Annotated in this window: 14 protein-coding genes; 8 read left to right on the forward strand and 6 right to left on the reverse strand. The window is 72.2% G+C overall.

The genetic code is table 11. The annotated features are described in order from the left end of the window. Nucleotides 1–518: 518 nt before the first annotated feature. Together VFE82_RS10025 and VFE82_RS10030 are read left to right on the forward strand one after the other, a co-directional pair. Nucleotides 519–1,472: a glycosyl hydrolase family 18 protein gene (locus VFE82_RS10025; protein WP_325000166.1), complete on the forward strand. Its 954-nt coding sequence runs from the start codon at nucleotides 519–521 to the stop codon at nucleotides 1,470–1,472. Between the two features lie 228 nt (nucleotides 1,473–1,700). Beyond that, nucleotides 1,701–2,078: a nuclear transport factor 2 family protein gene (locus VFE82_RS10030; RefSeq protein WP_325000167.1), complete on the forward strand. Its 378-nt coding sequence runs from the start codon at nucleotides 1,701–1,703 to the stop codon at nucleotides 2,076–2,078. 43 nt (nucleotides 2,079–2,121) lie between these two features. Here the strand turns inward: VFE82_RS10030 and VFE82_RS10035 are convergent, their stop codons facing one another. Together VFE82_RS10035 and VFE82_RS10040 are read right to left on the reverse strand one after the other, a co-directional pair. Continuing rightward, entirely contained in the window at nucleotides 2,122–3,576 is a 1,455-nt protein-coding gene (locus tag VFE82_RS10035) for a PLP-dependent aminotransferase family protein (protein WP_325000168.1), read from the reverse strand. Further along, nucleotides 3,576–4,163, reverse strand: a complete 588-nt coding sequence (locus VFE82_RS10040; protein WP_325000169.1) for a LysE family translocator — start codon at nucleotides 4,161–4,163, stop codon at nucleotides 3,576–3,578. Before VFE82_RS10040 ends, VFE82_RS10035 begins: the two co-directional genes overlap by 1 nt. 147 nt (nucleotides 4,164–4,310) lie before the next feature. Between VFE82_RS10040 and VFE82_RS10045 the strand changes: the two genes are divergently transcribed. The 4 genes from VFE82_RS10045 to VFE82_RS10060 all read left to right on the forward strand — a co-directional run bounded on the left by VFE82_RS10045 (nucleotide 4,311) and on the right by VFE82_RS10060 (nucleotide 9,201). Beyond that, complete coding sequence (locus VFE82_RS10045) at nucleotides 4,311–4,895, forward strand: flavin reductase family protein (protein WP_325000170.1); 585 nt, start codon at nucleotides 4,311–4,313, stop codon at nucleotides 4,893–4,895. Between the two features lie 461 nt (nucleotides 4,896–5,356). Then, nucleotides 5,357–7,252 carry an ABC transporter ATP-binding protein gene (locus VFE82_RS10050; RefSeq protein WP_325000171.1) on the forward strand — a complete coding sequence of 632 codons (1,896 nt, stop codon included), beginning with the start codon at nucleotides 5,357–5,359 and terminating at the stop codon, nucleotides 7,250–7,252. Between the two features lie 67 nt (nucleotides 7,253–7,319). Beyond that, nucleotides 7,320–8,318 carry a TRAP transporter substrate-binding protein gene (locus VFE82_RS10055; RefSeq protein ID WP_325000172.1) on the forward strand — a complete coding sequence of 333 codons (999 nt, stop codon included), beginning with the start codon at nucleotides 7,320–7,322 and terminating at the stop codon, nucleotides 8,316–8,318. Nucleotides 8,319–8,325: 7 nt separating this feature from the next. Continuing rightward, nucleotides 8,326–9,201: a shikimate dehydrogenase gene (locus tag VFE82_RS10060; RefSeq protein WP_325000173.1), complete on the forward strand. Its 876-nt coding sequence runs from the start codon at nucleotides 8,326–8,328 to the stop codon at nucleotides 9,199–9,201. A 36-nt stretch (nucleotides 9,202–9,237) separates the two neighbouring features. On the opposite strand, the gene VFE82_RS10065 is transcribed toward VFE82_RS10060, so the two are convergent. Next, nucleotides 9,238–10,152: a LysR family transcriptional regulator gene (locus VFE82_RS10065; RefSeq protein ID WP_325000174.1), complete on the reverse strand. Its 915-nt coding sequence runs from the start codon at nucleotides 10,150–10,152 to the stop codon at nucleotides 9,238–9,240. Nucleotides 10,153–10,256: 104 nt separating this feature from the next. Between VFE82_RS10065 and VFE82_RS10070 the strand changes: the two genes are divergently transcribed. Beyond that, nucleotides 10,257–10,904, forward strand: coding sequence for an FMN-dependent NADH-azoreductase (locus VFE82_RS10070; protein WP_325000175.1), 648 nt, complete (start codon nucleotides 10,257–10,259; stop codon nucleotides 10,902–10,904). Nucleotides 10,905–10,937: 33 nt separating this feature from the next. Here VFE82_RS10070 and VFE82_RS10075 read toward each other — a convergent pair whose 3' ends face one another. The 3 genes from VFE82_RS10075 to VFE82_RS10085 all read right to left on the reverse strand — a co-directional run bounded on the left by VFE82_RS10075 (nucleotide 10,938) and on the right by VFE82_RS10085 (nucleotide 14,669). Next, nucleotides 10,938–11,732 carry an HAD-IIB family hydrolase gene (locus VFE82_RS10075; protein WP_325000176.1) on the reverse strand — a complete coding sequence of 265 codons (795 nt, stop codon included), beginning with the start codon at nucleotides 11,730–11,732 and terminating at the stop codon, nucleotides 10,938–10,940. Nucleotides 11,733–11,737: 5 nt separating this feature from the next. Next, nucleotides 11,738–12,967, reverse strand: a complete 1,230-nt coding sequence (locus VFE82_RS10080; protein WP_325000177.1) for a S41 family peptidase — start codon at nucleotides 12,965–12,967, stop codon at nucleotides 11,738–11,740. A gap of 70 nt (nucleotides 12,968–13,037) precedes the next feature. After that, nucleotides 13,038–14,669, reverse strand: coding sequence for a peptide chain release factor 3 (locus tag VFE82_RS10085; protein ID WP_325000178.1), 1,632 nt, complete (start codon nucleotides 14,667–14,669; stop codon nucleotides 13,038–13,040). An 83-nt stretch (nucleotides 14,670–14,752) separates the two neighbouring features. On the opposite strand from VFE82_RS10085, the gene ligD reads away from it, so the two are divergent. Continuing rightward, the gene (gene ligD, locus VFE82_RS10090) at nucleotides 14,753–16,006 is read left to right on the forward strand and encodes a non-homologous end-joining DNA ligase (RefSeq protein ID WP_325000179.1); all 1,254 of its coding nucleotides are present in this window, start codon (nucleotides 14,753–14,755) and stop codon (nucleotides 16,004–16,006) included. Nucleotides 16,007–16,010: the final 4 nt, after the last annotated feature.

Raw genomic sequence — 16,010 nt, forward strand, 5'->3', positions numbered from 1 at the left:
GACGGCTGTGTCGGGCTCGCATCGCCCGCCTCAGCCGCAACGGACCCTGCCTGGGCTCCCGACCGGGGACTGCGCTTCGCGGCCGAACTCGCGTCGGCATGGCGCCGATGGCCCCCGAAATCCCTTGCTGATGAGCTTCGCTGCCGGCGATTTGCGGCTGTTCGTGTAGGACAACACCCCATGAATGCGTAACGACCTGCTGAGCAAGCCATTCGACCGGCCGCCGGAATGTCGGTCCTGAACAACGCGCGTTCCAAGCTGAGCGGCCGGGAGTTGTGAAGCACCTCACGAACGGCAGCCGTTATGTCGAGTTACCTCTGTCGGCGTTTTCCTACAAGCCCATCTGTTTTGGATGACACAGTCCGGGCTCCTGCTGAACTTCGACGGCACCACAGCCGGTCCTGTTCCGCCAGCGGTCGGCTCAGCCACCGCGGCCATTCGAAGGCTCAGCTCATCTGTCAACCGCCCAGGGCTGTCCCCGTGACGCCCGGCTCTCGAATTCGAACGGAACGCTGATCATGAAACGACGTCTTTTCCTCTCCGGCTCTGCTGGTGCTGTGCTCGCCCTGGTGGGTTGTGGCGGTGGTGGCGGCGGTGGCGCCGGCGCGGAGACCACGGCCTCCGGCGTCTCGACCGGCGCGAGCTTCGCGCAGGCCGTCTCGAGGGGCCCGGCCAGCGCCGGCGCTGGCACGGGACCGCTGCCGGCCAGGATGCTGGCCTGCTACTACACCGGCTGGGACCGCAGCTTCGCGCTCACCGACGTGCCGCTCGACTTCAGCGTCGTCTACCTCTTCAACGCGGAAAACGGCGGCACCAACAACGGCGACGGCTCGTGGTACTGGTCGTATGGCGCGAACATCAGCACGGCGCAGATCCAGGAAGTCCGCGCGCGCGGCCAGAAGGTCGTGCTGACCGTCGGCGGCGCGGGCCAGGGCTTCAACTACACCAACCGCGCGCAGTCGACCAACTGCGTCAACTCGATCCAGGCGATCATCGCCTCGATGGGCGGCATCGACGGCATCGACTTCAACAACTACGAGGCCGGCATCGGCACCGACCCGGGCGAGATGATCTGGATCGCCCAGCAGCTGATCGCCGCCTACGGTCCCGACTTCATCATCACCACGCCACCCCAGCCCAACGCCGGCGCCGATCTGTCGCTGTGCCAGGCGATGGCCAACGCGGGCGTGCTGACCTACGCGGCGCCGCAGTTCTACGACTGGTCGGGCTTCAACGAGCCGGGCTACATCAGCAGCCGCATCCAGGAGTGGGCCGCTGCGCTCGGCCCGGACAAGATCATGCTGGGCCTGTCGGCCAACTACGCCAACGGCCCCTCGATGGGCGACTGCCTGCGGGAGTGGAGCGCGGCGGCCGCGGCGCACCCGCAGCTGCGCGGCACCTTCTGCTGGAACGCGCAATCGAACCTGGCGGGCGGCAATGCCTGGGGTTCGGCCATGAAGTCGATGCTCTGAGGACGCAGGGGCGGGCCGCCGTCGCCCGCCCGCAGCCGAGCGGCTTCGGTCCGTCCCGATGCCGGACGCGATGGCCGGCAGGAGATCCCGGTGTGGTCCCGGAGTTCCGCCGGTGACATCGATCCCCCGCGCCCGCAGCCGCCGGGTGGCGGCGCCATCACCTGCGACGTCATCGACCCGCGGCCGGCCGGCCCGCACGATGGGGCTTCCACTTCACGGGAGATGACGATGCACGATGCCACCGAACGCCTGGTCGATGCCCACCTGGCCGCCTGCTGCGAGCCCGACGCGGCCCGCCGCGGCGAGGCGGTGCGCCGGCTCTGGCACCCGGAGGGACGCCTGGTCGATCCGCCGCTTGCCGCGTTCGGCCACGCCGGCATCGCGGACCAGGCCGGGACGCTGCTGGCGCAGTGTCCTGGCCACCGGTTCGTGCGCACGACGGCGGTGGACCGGCACCACGAGTTCGCCCGCTACGGCTGGAGTCTGGTCGACCCCGCGGGACGCCAGGTGCTGGAGGGCGTGGATGTCCTGCAGCTCGATGTCGACGGCCGGATCGCCCGCGTGGTGGGCTTCTTCGGCGCACAGCCCGCGCCGCTCGGCGCCTGAGCCCGGTGCCCCGGCCGCCCGTTCCGGGCGCGGACCACGCCTCTCAGGCGGCCTGCGCGCGGCGCAGCGCGGCCTGGGAGATGGCGTGCGCGGACAGGCGCCCACGCAGGTAGTCGGCCAGCCGCACGTGCTGGCTGAATGCGGCGTTGAACCGGATGTGCGGGTCGTCGGCGCCGTCGGCGCGGAACGCGGCGCCGCGCATCAGCACGATGCGCTCGCGGTAGGCGTCGCGCACCAGCTCGTCGACGTCGACGCCGGCGGGCAGGCGGCCCCACAGGAACAGGCCGGCCTCGCCGGGATGGTCGAGCAGCACGCCGGCCGCCGCCAGCTGCCGGGTGGCGGCGGCCGTGGCCGCGGCGATCCTGCGCTGCAGCCGGTCGATGTGCTTGCGCCAGCGGCCGGTGGCCAGCAGTTCCAGCAGCACCAGCTCGTTCAGCGCGCCGGTGGTCAGCACCGTGTAGATCTTCTGGCGCATCAGCAGCCGCAGCAGGTCCGGCTGCGCGGCGATGTAGCCCATGCGCAGCGCCGGGCTCACCGCCTTGCAGAAGCTGGAGCAGTAGATCACGCGGTCCAGCCCCGACAGCTGCGCCAGCCGGGTCGGGTGGCCGGGGTGGAAGTGGCCGTGGGTGTCGTCCTCGACCACCAGCAGGCCGAACTGGTGGGCCAGCAGCAGCACCCGGTGCAGGTTGGCGGGGCTGGCGCTCCAGCCGGTCGGGTTGTGCACCGCGCTCTGCAGGAACAGCAGCTTCGGACGGTGCTCGCGGCAGGCCGTCTCGAGCTGGGCCAGGTCCAGACCGTCGTGCCGGCGCTCCACCGGGACCACCAGCACGCCCGCATCGCGCAGGCGTCCGAACATGAGGAAGTAGCCGGGGTTCTCGACCAGCACGGTGTCGCCCGGCTGCAGGAACGCCCGGCACACCAGGTCGATCGCGTGGGTCGCGCCCCAGGTCGTGAGCAGCCGGCTGGCATCGACCGGCATGCCCTGCGAGCGCATCAGCATCGCGATGCGCTCGCGCAGCTGCGGCATCCCCTGCGGCGGGCAGCGGGCGGCCAGGCCGGCGTCGTGGCGGGCGAGGGCACGCTGCACGATGGACGCCGGGATGCCGTCCTGCAGCCAGGCCGGCGGCAGCACTCCGCTGCTGGCCAGCAGCACGCCGGCGCGCTGGTCGTTGGCCTGCTGGGCCAGCCAGACGGGTTCCTGTTCCTCGCCGGCTTCCAGCCACGTGGTCTGCGGCATCGCCGCCCCCGCCTCGGCGACCACGTAACCCGTCGTCCCGCGCGACTCGGCCAGGCCGCCCGCCACCAGGCGGTCGTAGGCCGCGACCACGGTGTTCGGGCTCACCCCCAGGTGGGCCGCGAGCTGGCGGATCGACATCAGCCGCGTGCCGGCGAGCAGGCCGCCACCCTCGATCGCGCTGCGCAGCCGGTCCTCGATCTGGTCGGCCAGCGGCACGACCGACTGGCGGTCCAGGGGCGGCAGGGCCGGGAAGGTCGGCATCACAGCAGGAGGGACAGGGCCAGCAGCGCGAGCATGGCCGCCATGATGGCATTGAAGGCCCGACGGCGGCGCGGGTCCTGCAGCGCGCGGCGGATGGCCACGCCGAACAGCGCCCACATCGACACGCAGGGAAAACCGATCGCGAAGCCGACCATGCTGACCAGCAAGGCGCCCTGCAGGGCCGGCAGCCCGGCGGGCATGAAGAGGGAGGCGAGCGTGGCCGCCTTCATCCAGCTTTTCGGATTCACCGCCTGGAACAGGGCGCCCTCGCGCCAGGTGAGCGGCCGCGCCGACCCCTGCTCGCCGGGCGCGGCACCGGCCAGCCGCCAGGCCAGGTACAGCAGGTACGCCGCGCCGGTCACCTTCAGCACGGCGTGCAGCACCGGATAGGCCGAGAACAGCATGCCCAGCCCCAGGCAGGTGGCGAACGTCTGCACCGCGCCGCCCGCGTTGATGCCCAGGATGTGGGGCAGCGTGCCGCGGTAGCCGAAGTTCGCGCCCGAGGCCGTGAGCATCACGTTGTTCGGCCCGGGGGTGCTCGACATCAGGAAGCAGTAGGTCGCCAGCGGCAGCAGATCGTTCAGCATGCGGCCAGCGTAGGCAGATCGCGGCGCGGGCGGAAGGCACAGTGGGGCCGCCGGCGCGATGCACTGTGTCAGTGGCGCGGCAGGCACAGGCGCCCACCCGCGTCGCGGCCTGCGCACAATCGGCGCAGCATCTCTCCCGTTGCCGCCATGCCCGACCTCAGCCATTTCGACCCTGTCGACCTCCCGCACGCCAGCCGCCTGGTCAACCACGGGCCGACCGTGCTGGTGACCAGCGCGCACGGGGGACGTGCCAACGTCATGGCCGCCGCCTGGTCGATGCCGGTCGAGTTCACCCCGCCGCGCATCGCCGTCGTCATCGACAAGCGGACCTGGACCCGGGAGCTCGTGCTGGCCAGCGGCGCGTTCGGCCTCTGCGTGCCAGGCGCCGCGCTGGTGGACCTGACCCACGCCGTCGGCAGCTGCAGCGGGCGCGCGGTGGACAAGATCGCGCGCCATGGCATCGCGACCCGTCCCGGCCCGGTGCTCGGCGTGCCGGTGATCGAGGCCGGCTGCGCGGCCTGGCTGGAGTGCCGCCTCATCCGCGAGCCGCACACCGAGGACGCCTACGACACCTGCTTCGGCGAGGTGGTGGCCGCGGCGGCCGACCGGCGGATCTTCGCCGGCGGGCACTGGACCTTCCGGGACGACAACGCGGCCCTGCAGACCATCCACCACCTCGGCGGCGGCCACTTCGTGCGCGCCGGCGGCACCCTGCGGGCGGCGCCACTCTAGCCCCCGCTGCGAATGCGCCCGTCCACGCCTGCCGTCCTGCCGCCAGCTGGAGACCCGGCTGCCCCGTGACCGGCACGCAGGGCCATGCCGACAAGGCCCGGTGCTCGTCGCGCGCGACGAGGCGGCCCGCTTCGAGGACAAGCACCGGGCCGCCTGCCATCTCTTTGCGCCGGCGCCGGGGACCCGCCGCGACGGCTGAACCGGCGGCCTGACCGCTCGCCGCCTGAACCGCCTGCCTGGCGGCGCCCACGGCACGGTGGCGGGCCGCGGCCGGCCGCCTCCCGGTCGATCCCGGAGCGCCCGCCCAGGCCACGGCGACGCGAAATAACGACGCCCACGTGAAGACTGCCTGCCGGCCAGGGCCGGTGAGCGAAACCCCTAAGCCGGTATTCCATGGATGAGCTCGAATCGCCGGACCACTGATCCCGTGCGTCCGGCCTGCCCGGCGCGGCCACCCCGCCATGTTCGTCTCCGATTGTCCGACCGCCGACACCAGCCGCCCGGGCCTGCTCGAACGCCTGCTCGGGGCGGTTCCCGAGCGCGCGCCGCTGCGCCGGGCCCTTGCCACGGCGGCGCGGGCCGTGCCCTGGCTGCGCGGGTTCGAGCGGCCGATCGCCGGTGTGCTGGGACTGGCGCTGCTGCTCGCCGCGGCCGGCGCCCTGGCGCCCCTGGCGGTGATGCGGCTGGTGGACACGCTCGGCCACGTGGCCGCGGCGCAGCTGGCGCGCCCGGGCGCCCTGGCCCCCGAAGCCGGGCACACGATCCTGCTGGCGCTCGCCCTGGTGGCGGCCGCGGAGCTGGCCCAGGTCGGCCTGTCGCGGCTGCTGGAGACGCGCAGCTGGCGGGTGCGGCTGGACCTCGATTTCGCCTTGCGCCAGCGCGTCACGGCGCGACTGCACCAGCTGCCGCTGGCCTGGCACCAGCAGCAGACGGTGGGCGGCACGGTCAGCCGCGTCAACACCGCCGTCAACGGCTTCGTCACCGCGGTGGGCGAGCTGGCCTTCAAGGCCCTGCCGGCCATCGCCTACCTGGGCCTGGCACTGGCCGCCCTGCTGCAGCTCGACTGGCGCCTGGCGCTGGCGGTGTGCGTGTTGGCCCCGCTGCCGGCCCTGATCGGCATGCGCGCCGCGCCGGAGCAGACGCAGCGTGACCGCACGCTGCTGGCCCACTGGACCGCGACTTTCGGCCGCTGGACCGAGGTGCTGGGCGGGATGCGGACCGTCAAGGGCTTCGCGATGGAGCAGGCCGAGGAGCGCCGTTTCCTCGACGCGGTGGCACAGGGCAATGCCCAGGTGATCCGCGGCGCGCAGCGCGATGCCCGCACCAGCGCGCTGCAGGGGCTTTCCGCCGCCGCGGCCCGGCTGGCCGTCGCGGCGCTCGGCGCCTGGCTGGTGCTGCGCGGGCACGGCACCGTGGGCACGCTGGTCGCCGCGCTGCAGTACGTGGGCGGCCTGTTCGGCCCGATCCAGGGACTGACCAACGTCTACGCCACCGTGCGCCGCGCCAGCGTGTCGCTGGAGGCAGTCTCCTCGATCCTGGACGCGCCCGATCCGCTGGCCGACGCGCCCGGTGCGCGCGACCTCCAGGCGGTGCGCGGCGCCGTGGCCTTCGAGTCGGTGTCGTTCGACTACGGCGACGGCCGCCCGGTGCTGCGCGACGTGACGCTGACGGTGGCGCCCGGCGAGACCGTGGCGCTGGTCGGCCCGAGCGGCTGCGGCAAGACCACGCTGGTCTCGCTGCTCGAGCGCCTGCACGCGCCGACCACCGGCCGGGTGCTGGTCGACGGCATCGACGTGCGCGGCTGCACCCAGCGGTCGCTGCGCCGCCAGGTGGGCACGGTGATGCAGGACGTGCACCTGTTCCACGACACCATCCTGGCCAACATCACCTACGGCTGCCCCGGCGCGACGCGCGAGCAGGCCGAGGCGGCGGCCCGCGCGGCCAACGCCCACGAGTTCATCGAGCGCCTCGCCAACGGCTACGACACGGTCGTGGGCGAGCGCGGCGCGGGCCTCTCGGGTGGCCAGAAGCAGCGCATCGCGATCGCCCGGGCCCTGCTGAAGGATCCGCCGATCCTGGTGCTGGACGAGGCGACCAGCGCCCTGGACAACGAGAGCGAGGCGCTGGTGCAGGCCGCCCTGCGGCGGCTGACGCGCGGGCGCACCACCCTGGTGGTGGCGCACCGTCTGTCGACCGTGGTCGACGCCGACCGGATCGTGGTGCTGCGCGGCGGACGCATCGACGCGGTGGGGACGCACGCCGAACTGCTGGCCCAGGGCGGCTACTACGCGCGCCTGTTCGCGCAGCACGCGCGCGGCGCGGGCGGGCCCGCCACCCTGGCATTGGCCGAGGCGTAGCGCCGTCCGCCGGCGGGCAGCTGCGGCGCACCGGTACCATCCGGGCTCCGACCCCCAGGAGCCCGGCATGCGTCGTCCCCTTCTCACCTGGCTGCTCACCGGCGTGCTCGTCGCCGCCACTGCTGGCGCCTCTGCCCAGGAGCGCACCCTCAAGCTCGGCCTGCAGAACCCCAAGGGCCATCCGGCCGTGATGGGCGCCGAGCGCTTCGCCGAGATCGTGGCGGCGAAGTCGGCCGGCCGCCTGAAGGTCAACCTGTTCCCCGGCGGCGTGCTGGGCAGCGACGCACAGACGGTGTCGGCGGTGCAGGGTGGCACGGTCGAGATGACCGTGCTCAATTCGGGCATCCTGGCCAGCCAGGTCAAGGAGTTCGCGGTCTACGACTTCCCGTTCCTGTTTGCCAACTCGCAGGAAGCCGACGCGGTGGTCGACGGCCCGTTCGGCCGCAGCCTGCACGCCAGGCTCGCCGACAAGGGCATCGTCGGCCTGGCGTACTGGGAGCTGGGCTTTCGCAGCCTCACCAACAGCCGCCGGCCGATCCACAAGGTCGAGGACATCGCCGGGCTGAAGCTGCGCGTCATCCCGAACCCGATCAACATCGACTGGGTGAAGGCGCTCGACGCGAACCCGACGCCGCTGGCCTTCACCGAGCTGTATGCCGCGCTCGAGCAGCGTGCCGTCGACGGCCAGGAGAACCCCGTCAGCGTGATCCTGGCCAACCGGTTCGCCGAGGTGCAGAAGCACCTGGCCCTGACCAACCACCAGTACAACCCGCAATCGGTGATCGTCAGCAAGCGCTTCTGGGACACGCTCGCGCCGGCCGACCGGCAGCTGCTGCAGGAGGCTGCCGTCGAGGCCGGCCGCTACCAGCGCCAGATGTCGCGCGAACAGGCGGCCAGCATGCTGGCGCAGTTGAAGCAGGCCGGCATGGAGGTGACCGAGCTGGTGCCCGCCGAACGCGCCCGGCTGCGCGAGAAGATGAAGCCGGTGATCGACAAGCACGCGGCCAGCGTCGGCGAGGCCACCGTGCGCGAGCTGATGGCCGAGCTGGCCAAGGCGCGCAAGTAGCAGCGCCGTGACCCCGCAAGACCGCAAGCTGCTGGTCGGCCTCATCGGCGCCGGCATCCAGCTGTCGCTGTCGCCGGCGATGCACGAGGAAGAGGCGCGCCGGCAGGGCCTGCGCCTGCACTACCAGCTGATCGACCTGGACCGCGGCGGCGGGTCGCCCGGCGAGCTGCCGATGCTGCTGCGGGCCGCCCGCCTGATGGACTTCGCCGGCCTGAACATCACCTTCCCCTGCAAGCAGGCGGTGCTGCCGCTGCTGGACGGCCTGTCGGACGAAGCGGCCGAGATGGGGGCGGTGAACACGGTCGTCCTGCGCGATGGCCGGCTGTTCGGGGACAACACCGACGGCTGGGGCTGGGCCTGGGGCTTGCGCCGCGCGCTGCCCGACGCCGACCTCGGCTGCCCGGTGCTGCTGGGGGCCGGCGGGGCAGGGTCGGCCATCGCCTGGTCGCTGCTGCGGCTGGGCGCCACGCGGCTGCGCATCGTCGACCCGGAGCCGGCCCGCGTCCAGTCCCTGGCGCAGGCGCTCGGTCGGCGGTTCCCGGGCCGCATCGAGACCTTCGAGGCCGCCGAAGCCGCCCTCGCGGGCGCGACCGGACTGGTCCACGCCACCCCGACCGGCATGGCCAAGCTGCCGGGGATGGCACTGCCGGCGGGGCTGCTGCGGCCATCGCTCTGGGTCTCGGAAGTGGTCTATTTCCCGCTCGAGACCGAACTGCTGCGAACCGCGCGCGCGCTCGGCTGCCGCACGGTCGACGGCGGCACGATGGCGGTCGGGCAGGCGATCAAGGCTTTCGAGCTGTTCACGGGACGGGCGGCCGATCCGCAGGCGATGGAAAGCCATTTCCGCCGGCTGGTGGCACAGCGCCCGCCCCATCGCGGGTGACCCGCCGCCGCGCGTGCGCAGCCGGGTCGCGGGGGGTCACTGCGGGCAGTCCACGCCTTCGCTGGTCGCGTGTTCGCCCAGGTAGTCGAGGAAGCGCCGCACGGCCGGGGTCAGGCCGCGCCGCGAAGGGAACACCGCGTGCATCACGCCGGCCGGCGGCGCCCAGCCCTCCAGCGCCTGGACGATGGTGCCCTCGCGCAGTTCGCGCCGGCACAGGTACTCGGGCAGCACGGTGATGCCCAGTCCCTGCAGGACCGCGAACTTGAGGGTGAGCAGGTCATCGGCCGTGTAGCGCGGGCGGTGCTGCAGCTCGAACGTCGCCCGCTGCGGCCCCTGCAGCAGCCAGCTCGCGCGGCCATCGGTCGCCGACATCGCCACCGTCGGCAACCCGCGCAGGTCTTCCGGCTTGCCGGGCACGCCCACGCGCCCCAGCAGCGACGGGCTGGCGAGCAGCAGGGTGCGGCTGCTGCCCAGGTTCTTGACCACCAGGCTGCCGCTCGCCTCGAGCGTGGGGCGCACCCGCAGCGCCACGTCGATGCCGTCCTGCACCAGGTCGACTACGCGGTTGGTCACCTCCATCTCCAGCCGCACCAGCGGATGCCGTTCCAGGAACGCGGGCAGCAGCGGACCGATGGTGGTCTGGGCCAGCGTCACCGGGCAGGTCACGCGCAGGGTGCCACGCGGTTCGGTCTGGACCTGGGCCACTGCTTCCTCGGCCGCTTCGGCCTGTTCGCGCAGGGCGACGCAGTGCCGGTGGTACAGCTCGCCGGCCTGGGTCAGCGACAGCTTGCGGGTGGTGCGGTGCAGCAGCCGCACACCCAGCCGGGCTTCCAGTTCGGCGACGCGCCGCGAGACCTTGGACTTGGGAACGCCCAGCGCGCGGCCCGCCGCCGCGAAGCCGCCGTGGTCCACCACCTCGGCGAAATAGAGCATGTCGTTCAGGTCCTGCATGCGCCCAATTGTCCCACTGGCAGGACGAAGCTTCCCGAAAATGCTGGCTTATCAGCGATTCGAATCGTTGGAAGAATCATTCCACCGACAAACGAGGAAGCGCCATGAAACTCCTGCACATCGATTCCAGCCCGCTGGGCCAGCAATCCGTCTCGCGCCAGCTCACCGCCCGGGTGGTCCGCGACTGGGTGGCGGCGCACCCGGGCACCCAGGTCGAGCACCTCGACCTGGTGGTGCAGGCGCCGCGCCACCTGGACATGGACTCGCTGGGTTTCCGGCTCGGCATCGATGCGGCGGGCCTGACCGATGCCCAGCGGCGCGAGAACGAGATCAGCGAGCGGCTGGTCAGCCAGTTCCTGGCGGCCGACGTCGTGGTGGTCGGCGCCCCGATGTACAACTTCTCGGTTCCGAGCCAGCTCAAGGCCTGGATCGACCGGGTGGCGCAGGCCGGCCGCACCTTCCGCTACACCGAAGCGGGCCCGCGCGGCCTGGCCGGCGGCAAGAAGGTGATCGTCGTGTCGACCCGCGGTGGCGCCTACGCGGCCAACCCGGGCCTGGCCGCGCTGGACCACCAGGAAAGCTACCTGCGGGCGGTGTTCGGCTTCTTCGGCATCGACGACGTCTCCATCGTGCGGGCCGAAGGCCTGGCGATGGGCGATGCTGCCAAGGCGAAGGCCTTGGCCGGCGCCGAAGCCGGGATCGGATCGCTGCTGGCACCGCCGGCCAATGAGCCCGGCCGTCTCGCGGCCTGAGCGCCGGCGCCAGCCGGCCGGCCGGGCGCCCGGCTAGGGCCGGCGGGCGGCCAGGATCGCGTCGGCCACTTCGGCGAACCCGGCCCCGCGTTCGCCGGCCGTGACATAGCGGGGCACGTGCGACAGCTGGTCGGCAAAGCGCCGGATGTTGGCGACCCCCACGCTGTGCGGGAAGTGTTCGAACATGAGCACGTCGTTGGTGGAGTCGCCCACGTAGACCCACCGGTCCAGCTGGGCATCGAGCTCGGCGCCGAGCAGCTCGCGCGCGATCCAGCGCGCGCCCTCGCGCTTGTTGTGGGCGCCGTACCAGCCGTTGACGTGGATCGAGCTGACCGTGGCCGTCATGCCTTCCGCACGCATCAGCGCCACCACGGCGTCGATGGACTGCTGGGGCAGCGACGTGAATTCGCTGTGGTCGATCGCGATGTCGGTCTCGCGGCCGGCGCTGTCCTCCGCCCGCCGGGCGCCCGGGATCTCGCGCTCGATGCGCGCCAGCACGGCGCGCATGCGGGCCGCGTTGGCCCCCCGCGTCGCGGCGTCCTGCTGGTAGTGCTTGCGCACCCCGCCGTCGGCCCCGTGGACCAGGGCAACGGCGCCGTTCTCCGCCACGATCGCGTCGACCGGCCAGCGGCTGGCGAACGGCTCGCTCCAGCCGACCGGCCGGCCGGTGATCGGGATGACGTGCAGCCCGGCGCGCCGCAGTCGGCCGAGCGCGTCCAGCGCGTCGGCGGTGATCGCGCCCTCGCTGGTGAGGGTGTCGTCGATGTCGGTGAAGACGCCCGTGATGCCGCGCCGGGCAGCGGCCGGCCACTCGCGCAGCGGTTGCATCCGGTTCACTGCAGGCGGTGGCCGTTCCAGCCGGGCTGGTACATCGCCGAGTCGAGCGGCGGGGCCCCCGGGCGGTCGAACATCGAGCCGGTGCTGCCGGCATGCAGCTGGACGCCGGTGGTGCCGGCCGGGCAGCTGCCCGTGTCGACGTGGTGGAGCGCCGCCGCCAGCAAGGGCTCGCTGCTGGCGCCCAGCGGCGTGGTGTAGTTCTCGGCGACGCGGCACTGCACCGGGAAGCCCGACGCGTAGTCGCCGAAGCCCTGCGCGTTGTAGACCTGGAATTCGATGGCGAACATGGATTGCCCGCAATTGTCCTTCCGGTGGAAGCCGTACGGCTTGCCGCAGGTGCGGTCGCCGACCAGCACCACCTGCACGCCGATGCCGCGCAGGCCGTTGATGATGGATTCGCTGGCCGAGCAGGTCAGGCGCGAGGTGAGGATGTACACGCGCGGCAGGCCCAGCTGCGGCAGCGCCGTTCCGCGGCCGAAGCGGGTTTCGCCGACCAGCGTGCGGGGGCTGAACCAGAATGTGCCGTTGGCACTGTCGGCATCGCGCTTGTCGTTGTAGCGCACGCTCTCGAACACCTGGCCGTCGCTGGTGGGGCCGGCCACCATCGACGCCGCGGCCTGCGCCACGTACAGGAAGCCGCCCGGGTTGTAGCGCATGTCCAGCACCAGGTCCTGCACGCCGGCGTTGCGCAGCGTCGTGAAGGCGCCGATCAGGGCGTCCTGCGCGCCCTGCGAATGGTCGTTGAACAGGACGTAGCCCACCTTGCGACCGCTGCCGCTGGCGAGCGTCTTGACCAGGGGCACGGGACTGCTGGCCGGGGCCGACCAGCCGCCGCCACTGGCGCTGGTGGTGCCCTGCATGGCGTCGGCCGCCGTGGTCGTCATCAGCACGCTGAAGCGATCCTTGGCCTGGCCGGTGGCGTCGGGCGAGCGCACCAGCAGCGCGTCGAAGTAGCCTGGCACGGTCGGATAGCCGGACGCCTCGACGTCGCGGATCTCCCCGTACCAGAGGTAGGTCTCGTTCAGGTAGCTGCGCACCCAGCGCTTCTGGCCTTCGGGGGTGCAGATGTTCGCCAGGGTCGAGGAGGCCGCCAGGCTGGTGATGCTGCCGACGGGTGTCGCGCCGGCATCCGCACCGCCGCCGCCACCGCCGCAGGCGGTCAGGAACAGGGCGGCGGAGGCTCCAGCCAGGCAGGCTGCACGGCGCAGCGGAACAACGAAGGACACGGCGAACTCCACAATGGAGCGCCGATTATTGCTGGGCTAATTCGGCAGCCCAGCGGCGAAAAGCGCCGGTTCAGCTCTGCAATTCGAGTCCGGCGTGTTCGCGCAACAGGTGGAAGTGGATCTTGGGGAATCGTTCCTGCGCCAGCCGCACGTCGTAGGGCGAAGTGCAAAGAAATGCCAGGGCATTGGCGGCATCCAGCGCCATCCGTTGCGGATACGCGTCGGTGAAGGCGCGCAGTTCCTGCGGCGTGTCGGCCGTGATCCAGCGCGCGCCCGTGTACTGGCAACCCTCGAGGCGGATGTCCGCGTCGTACTCGGCCTTCAGCCGGTGCTGCACCACCTCGAACTGCAGCTGGCCGACCGCGCCCAGCAGCATGGCGCCGCCGGCCTGCGGACGGAAGACCTGGATCGCGCCTTCCTCGCCCAGCTGGGCCAGGCCCTGCTGCAGCTGCTTGGTGCGCAGCGGGTTCTTCAGCAGCACCGTCATGAACAGCTCGGGCGCGAAGAACGGCAACCCGGTGAACTGCAGGTTGGCGCCGTCGGTGATGGTGTCGCCCAGCTGCACGCCGCCGTGGGTGGTGAAGCCGATGATGTCGCCGGCGTAGGCTTCATCGACCGCTTCCCGGCGCTGCGACAGGAACGTCACCACCGAGGTCGGCCGCAGTTCCTTGCCGGTGCGTTGCACCTTGAGCTTCATGCCCGGGGTGTACTTGCCCGAGGCCATCCGCACGAAGGCGATGCGGTCGCGGTGGTTGGCGTCCATGTTGGCCTGCACCTTGAACACCACGCCGGCGAAGGCCGCGTCGGCCGGGTCGATGGTCTTCTCGACGGGCTGGCGGTTGACCACCAGCGAGCTCTTGCGCGGCTGCGGCGCGGGCGCCAGGTCGACCAGCGCGTCCAGCACTTCCATCACCCCGAAGTTGTTGACGCCGGAGCCGAAGAACACCGGCGTTTGCCGAGCGTCCAGGAAGGCCTGCTGGTCCCACTCGGGCGACGCACCCGCGGCCAGCTCCATGCTCTCGGCGGCGGCGTCGTACTCGCCGCCGAAACGGGCGCGCAGCGTGCCGGCATCCGACAGCGGGATGCTCTCGAAGTCCTGCGGCCGGCGCTCGCTGCCCGACTCGAACACCGTCATCGCCCCGGAGCGCAGGTTCATGATGCCGCCGAAGCTCTTGCCCTTGCCCACCGGCCAGGTCATCGGCACGCAGGGCATGCCCAGCTCGCGCTCGACCTCGTCGAGGATGTCCAGCGGCTCGCGCACCTCGCGGTCCATCTTGTTGACGAAGGTGATGATGGGCGTGTTGCGCTGGCGGCAGACCTCGATCAGGCGCCGGGTCTGCGCTTCCACGCCGTTGGCGGCGTCGATCACCATCAGCGCGGAGTCGACCGCGGTCAGCACGCGGTAGGTGTCTTCCGAGAAGTCCTTGTGGCCCGGCGTGTCCAGCAGGTTGATCACGTGGTCGCGGTAGAGCATCTGCATCACCGACGAGGCCACCGAGATGCCGCGCTGCTTCTCGATCTCCATCCAGTCGGACGTCGCGTGGCGCGACGCCTTGCGGCCCTTGACCGCGCCGGCGATCTGGATCGCGCCGGAGAACAGCAGCAGCTTTTCCGTCAGCGTGGTCTTGCCCGCGTCGGGGTGGGAGATGATGGCGAAGGTGCGGCGGCGCCGGGTTTCGGCGGCAAAGGGCGAGGCGGACAAGGACAGGGACTCCGGGCGGGCCGATGAGCTGCAAAGCGTTGCAGCCGGCCCCGTATTGTCGCCGAAGGGTGTAGGCTGACCCGATGGCAGAGGCATCGACCGGAGACGTGCTGCGGGTGGACGGCCACGAGGTCGTGGTGAGCCATCCGGACAAGCTGCTGTTCCCGGCGGCCGGCCTCACCAAGCTGGACCTGGTGAACTACTACGTCGCGGTGGCCGAGGGCGCGCTGCGGGGCGCTGGCGGCCGTCCCTGCGTGCTGGTGCGCTACCCGGCCGGCGTGGACGGCGAGTTCTTCTTCCAGAAGCGCGCACCGGCCGGGCGCCCGGACTGGGTCGAGGTGAGCACCATCCGGTTCCCCTCCGGCCGGACCGCCGAGGAGGTGGTGCCGCGCAGCGCCGCCACGCTGGCCTGGATGGCCAACCTGGGCTGCATCGAGCTGCACCCGCACCCGGTGCGCGCCGACGACCTGGACCACCCCGACGAACTGCGGGTCGACCTCGACCCGGTGCCCGGCGTGGCGTGGCCGCAGATCCGCGAGGTGGCGGCGATCGCGCGCGACGTGCTGGAGGAACACGGGCTGGTCGGCTGGCCCAAGACCTCGGGCTCGCGCGGCATCCACGTGCTGGTGCGCATCGAGCGCCGCTGGACCTTCGACCAGGTGCGCCGCGCCGCGCTGGCGCTGGCGCGCGAGGTCGAGCGGCGCGCGCCGCAGCTGGCCACCGCGCAGTGGTGGAAGGAAGAGCGCCACGGCGTCTTCGTCGACTACAACCAGAACGCCAAGGACCGCACCGTGGCGTCGGCGTACTCGGTGCGGCCGCGGCCGGACGCGCGGGTGTCGACGCCGCTCACCTGGGACGAGCTGCCGCTGTGCGATCCGGCCGACTTCACGCTCAGGACGGTGCCTGCACGGCTGCGCGCGCGGGGCGATCCGCACGCCGGGATCGACCGTGCCGCGGGGACGCTCGACTCCCTGCTCGAGCTGTCGGCCCGGCAGGAACGCGAGGGCCAGGGCGACGCGCCCTGGCCGCCGCACTACCGCAAGCAGGCCAGCGAGCCGCCGCGCGCGCCGCCTTCGACGCGCCGGAGTGCCGGCACTGCCGCCCCGGCGCCTGCCAAGCGCGTGCGCAAGCCCCTGGTGGAGATCGCGCGCGCCGACCGCGAGGCCGACGCGATCGCGGCGGCGGACCAGTGGAAGGCCCAGCACCCCAAGGCGGCGGAACACCTGGCACCGGCCGACGTGCTGGTCGACCGCATGCGCGGCAGTTCCTCGCTCTGGTACCGGGTGCGCATCAACCTGGAGCACGTGCCGGCGCCGCTGCGGCCCAAGGCTCGCTGACCCG

This window comes from Ramlibacter sp., assembly GCF_035655895.1.
In the GTDB taxonomy this organism is placed as follows: domain Bacteria; phylum Pseudomonadota; class Gammaproteobacteria; order Burkholderiales; family Burkholderiaceae_C; genus Ramlibacter.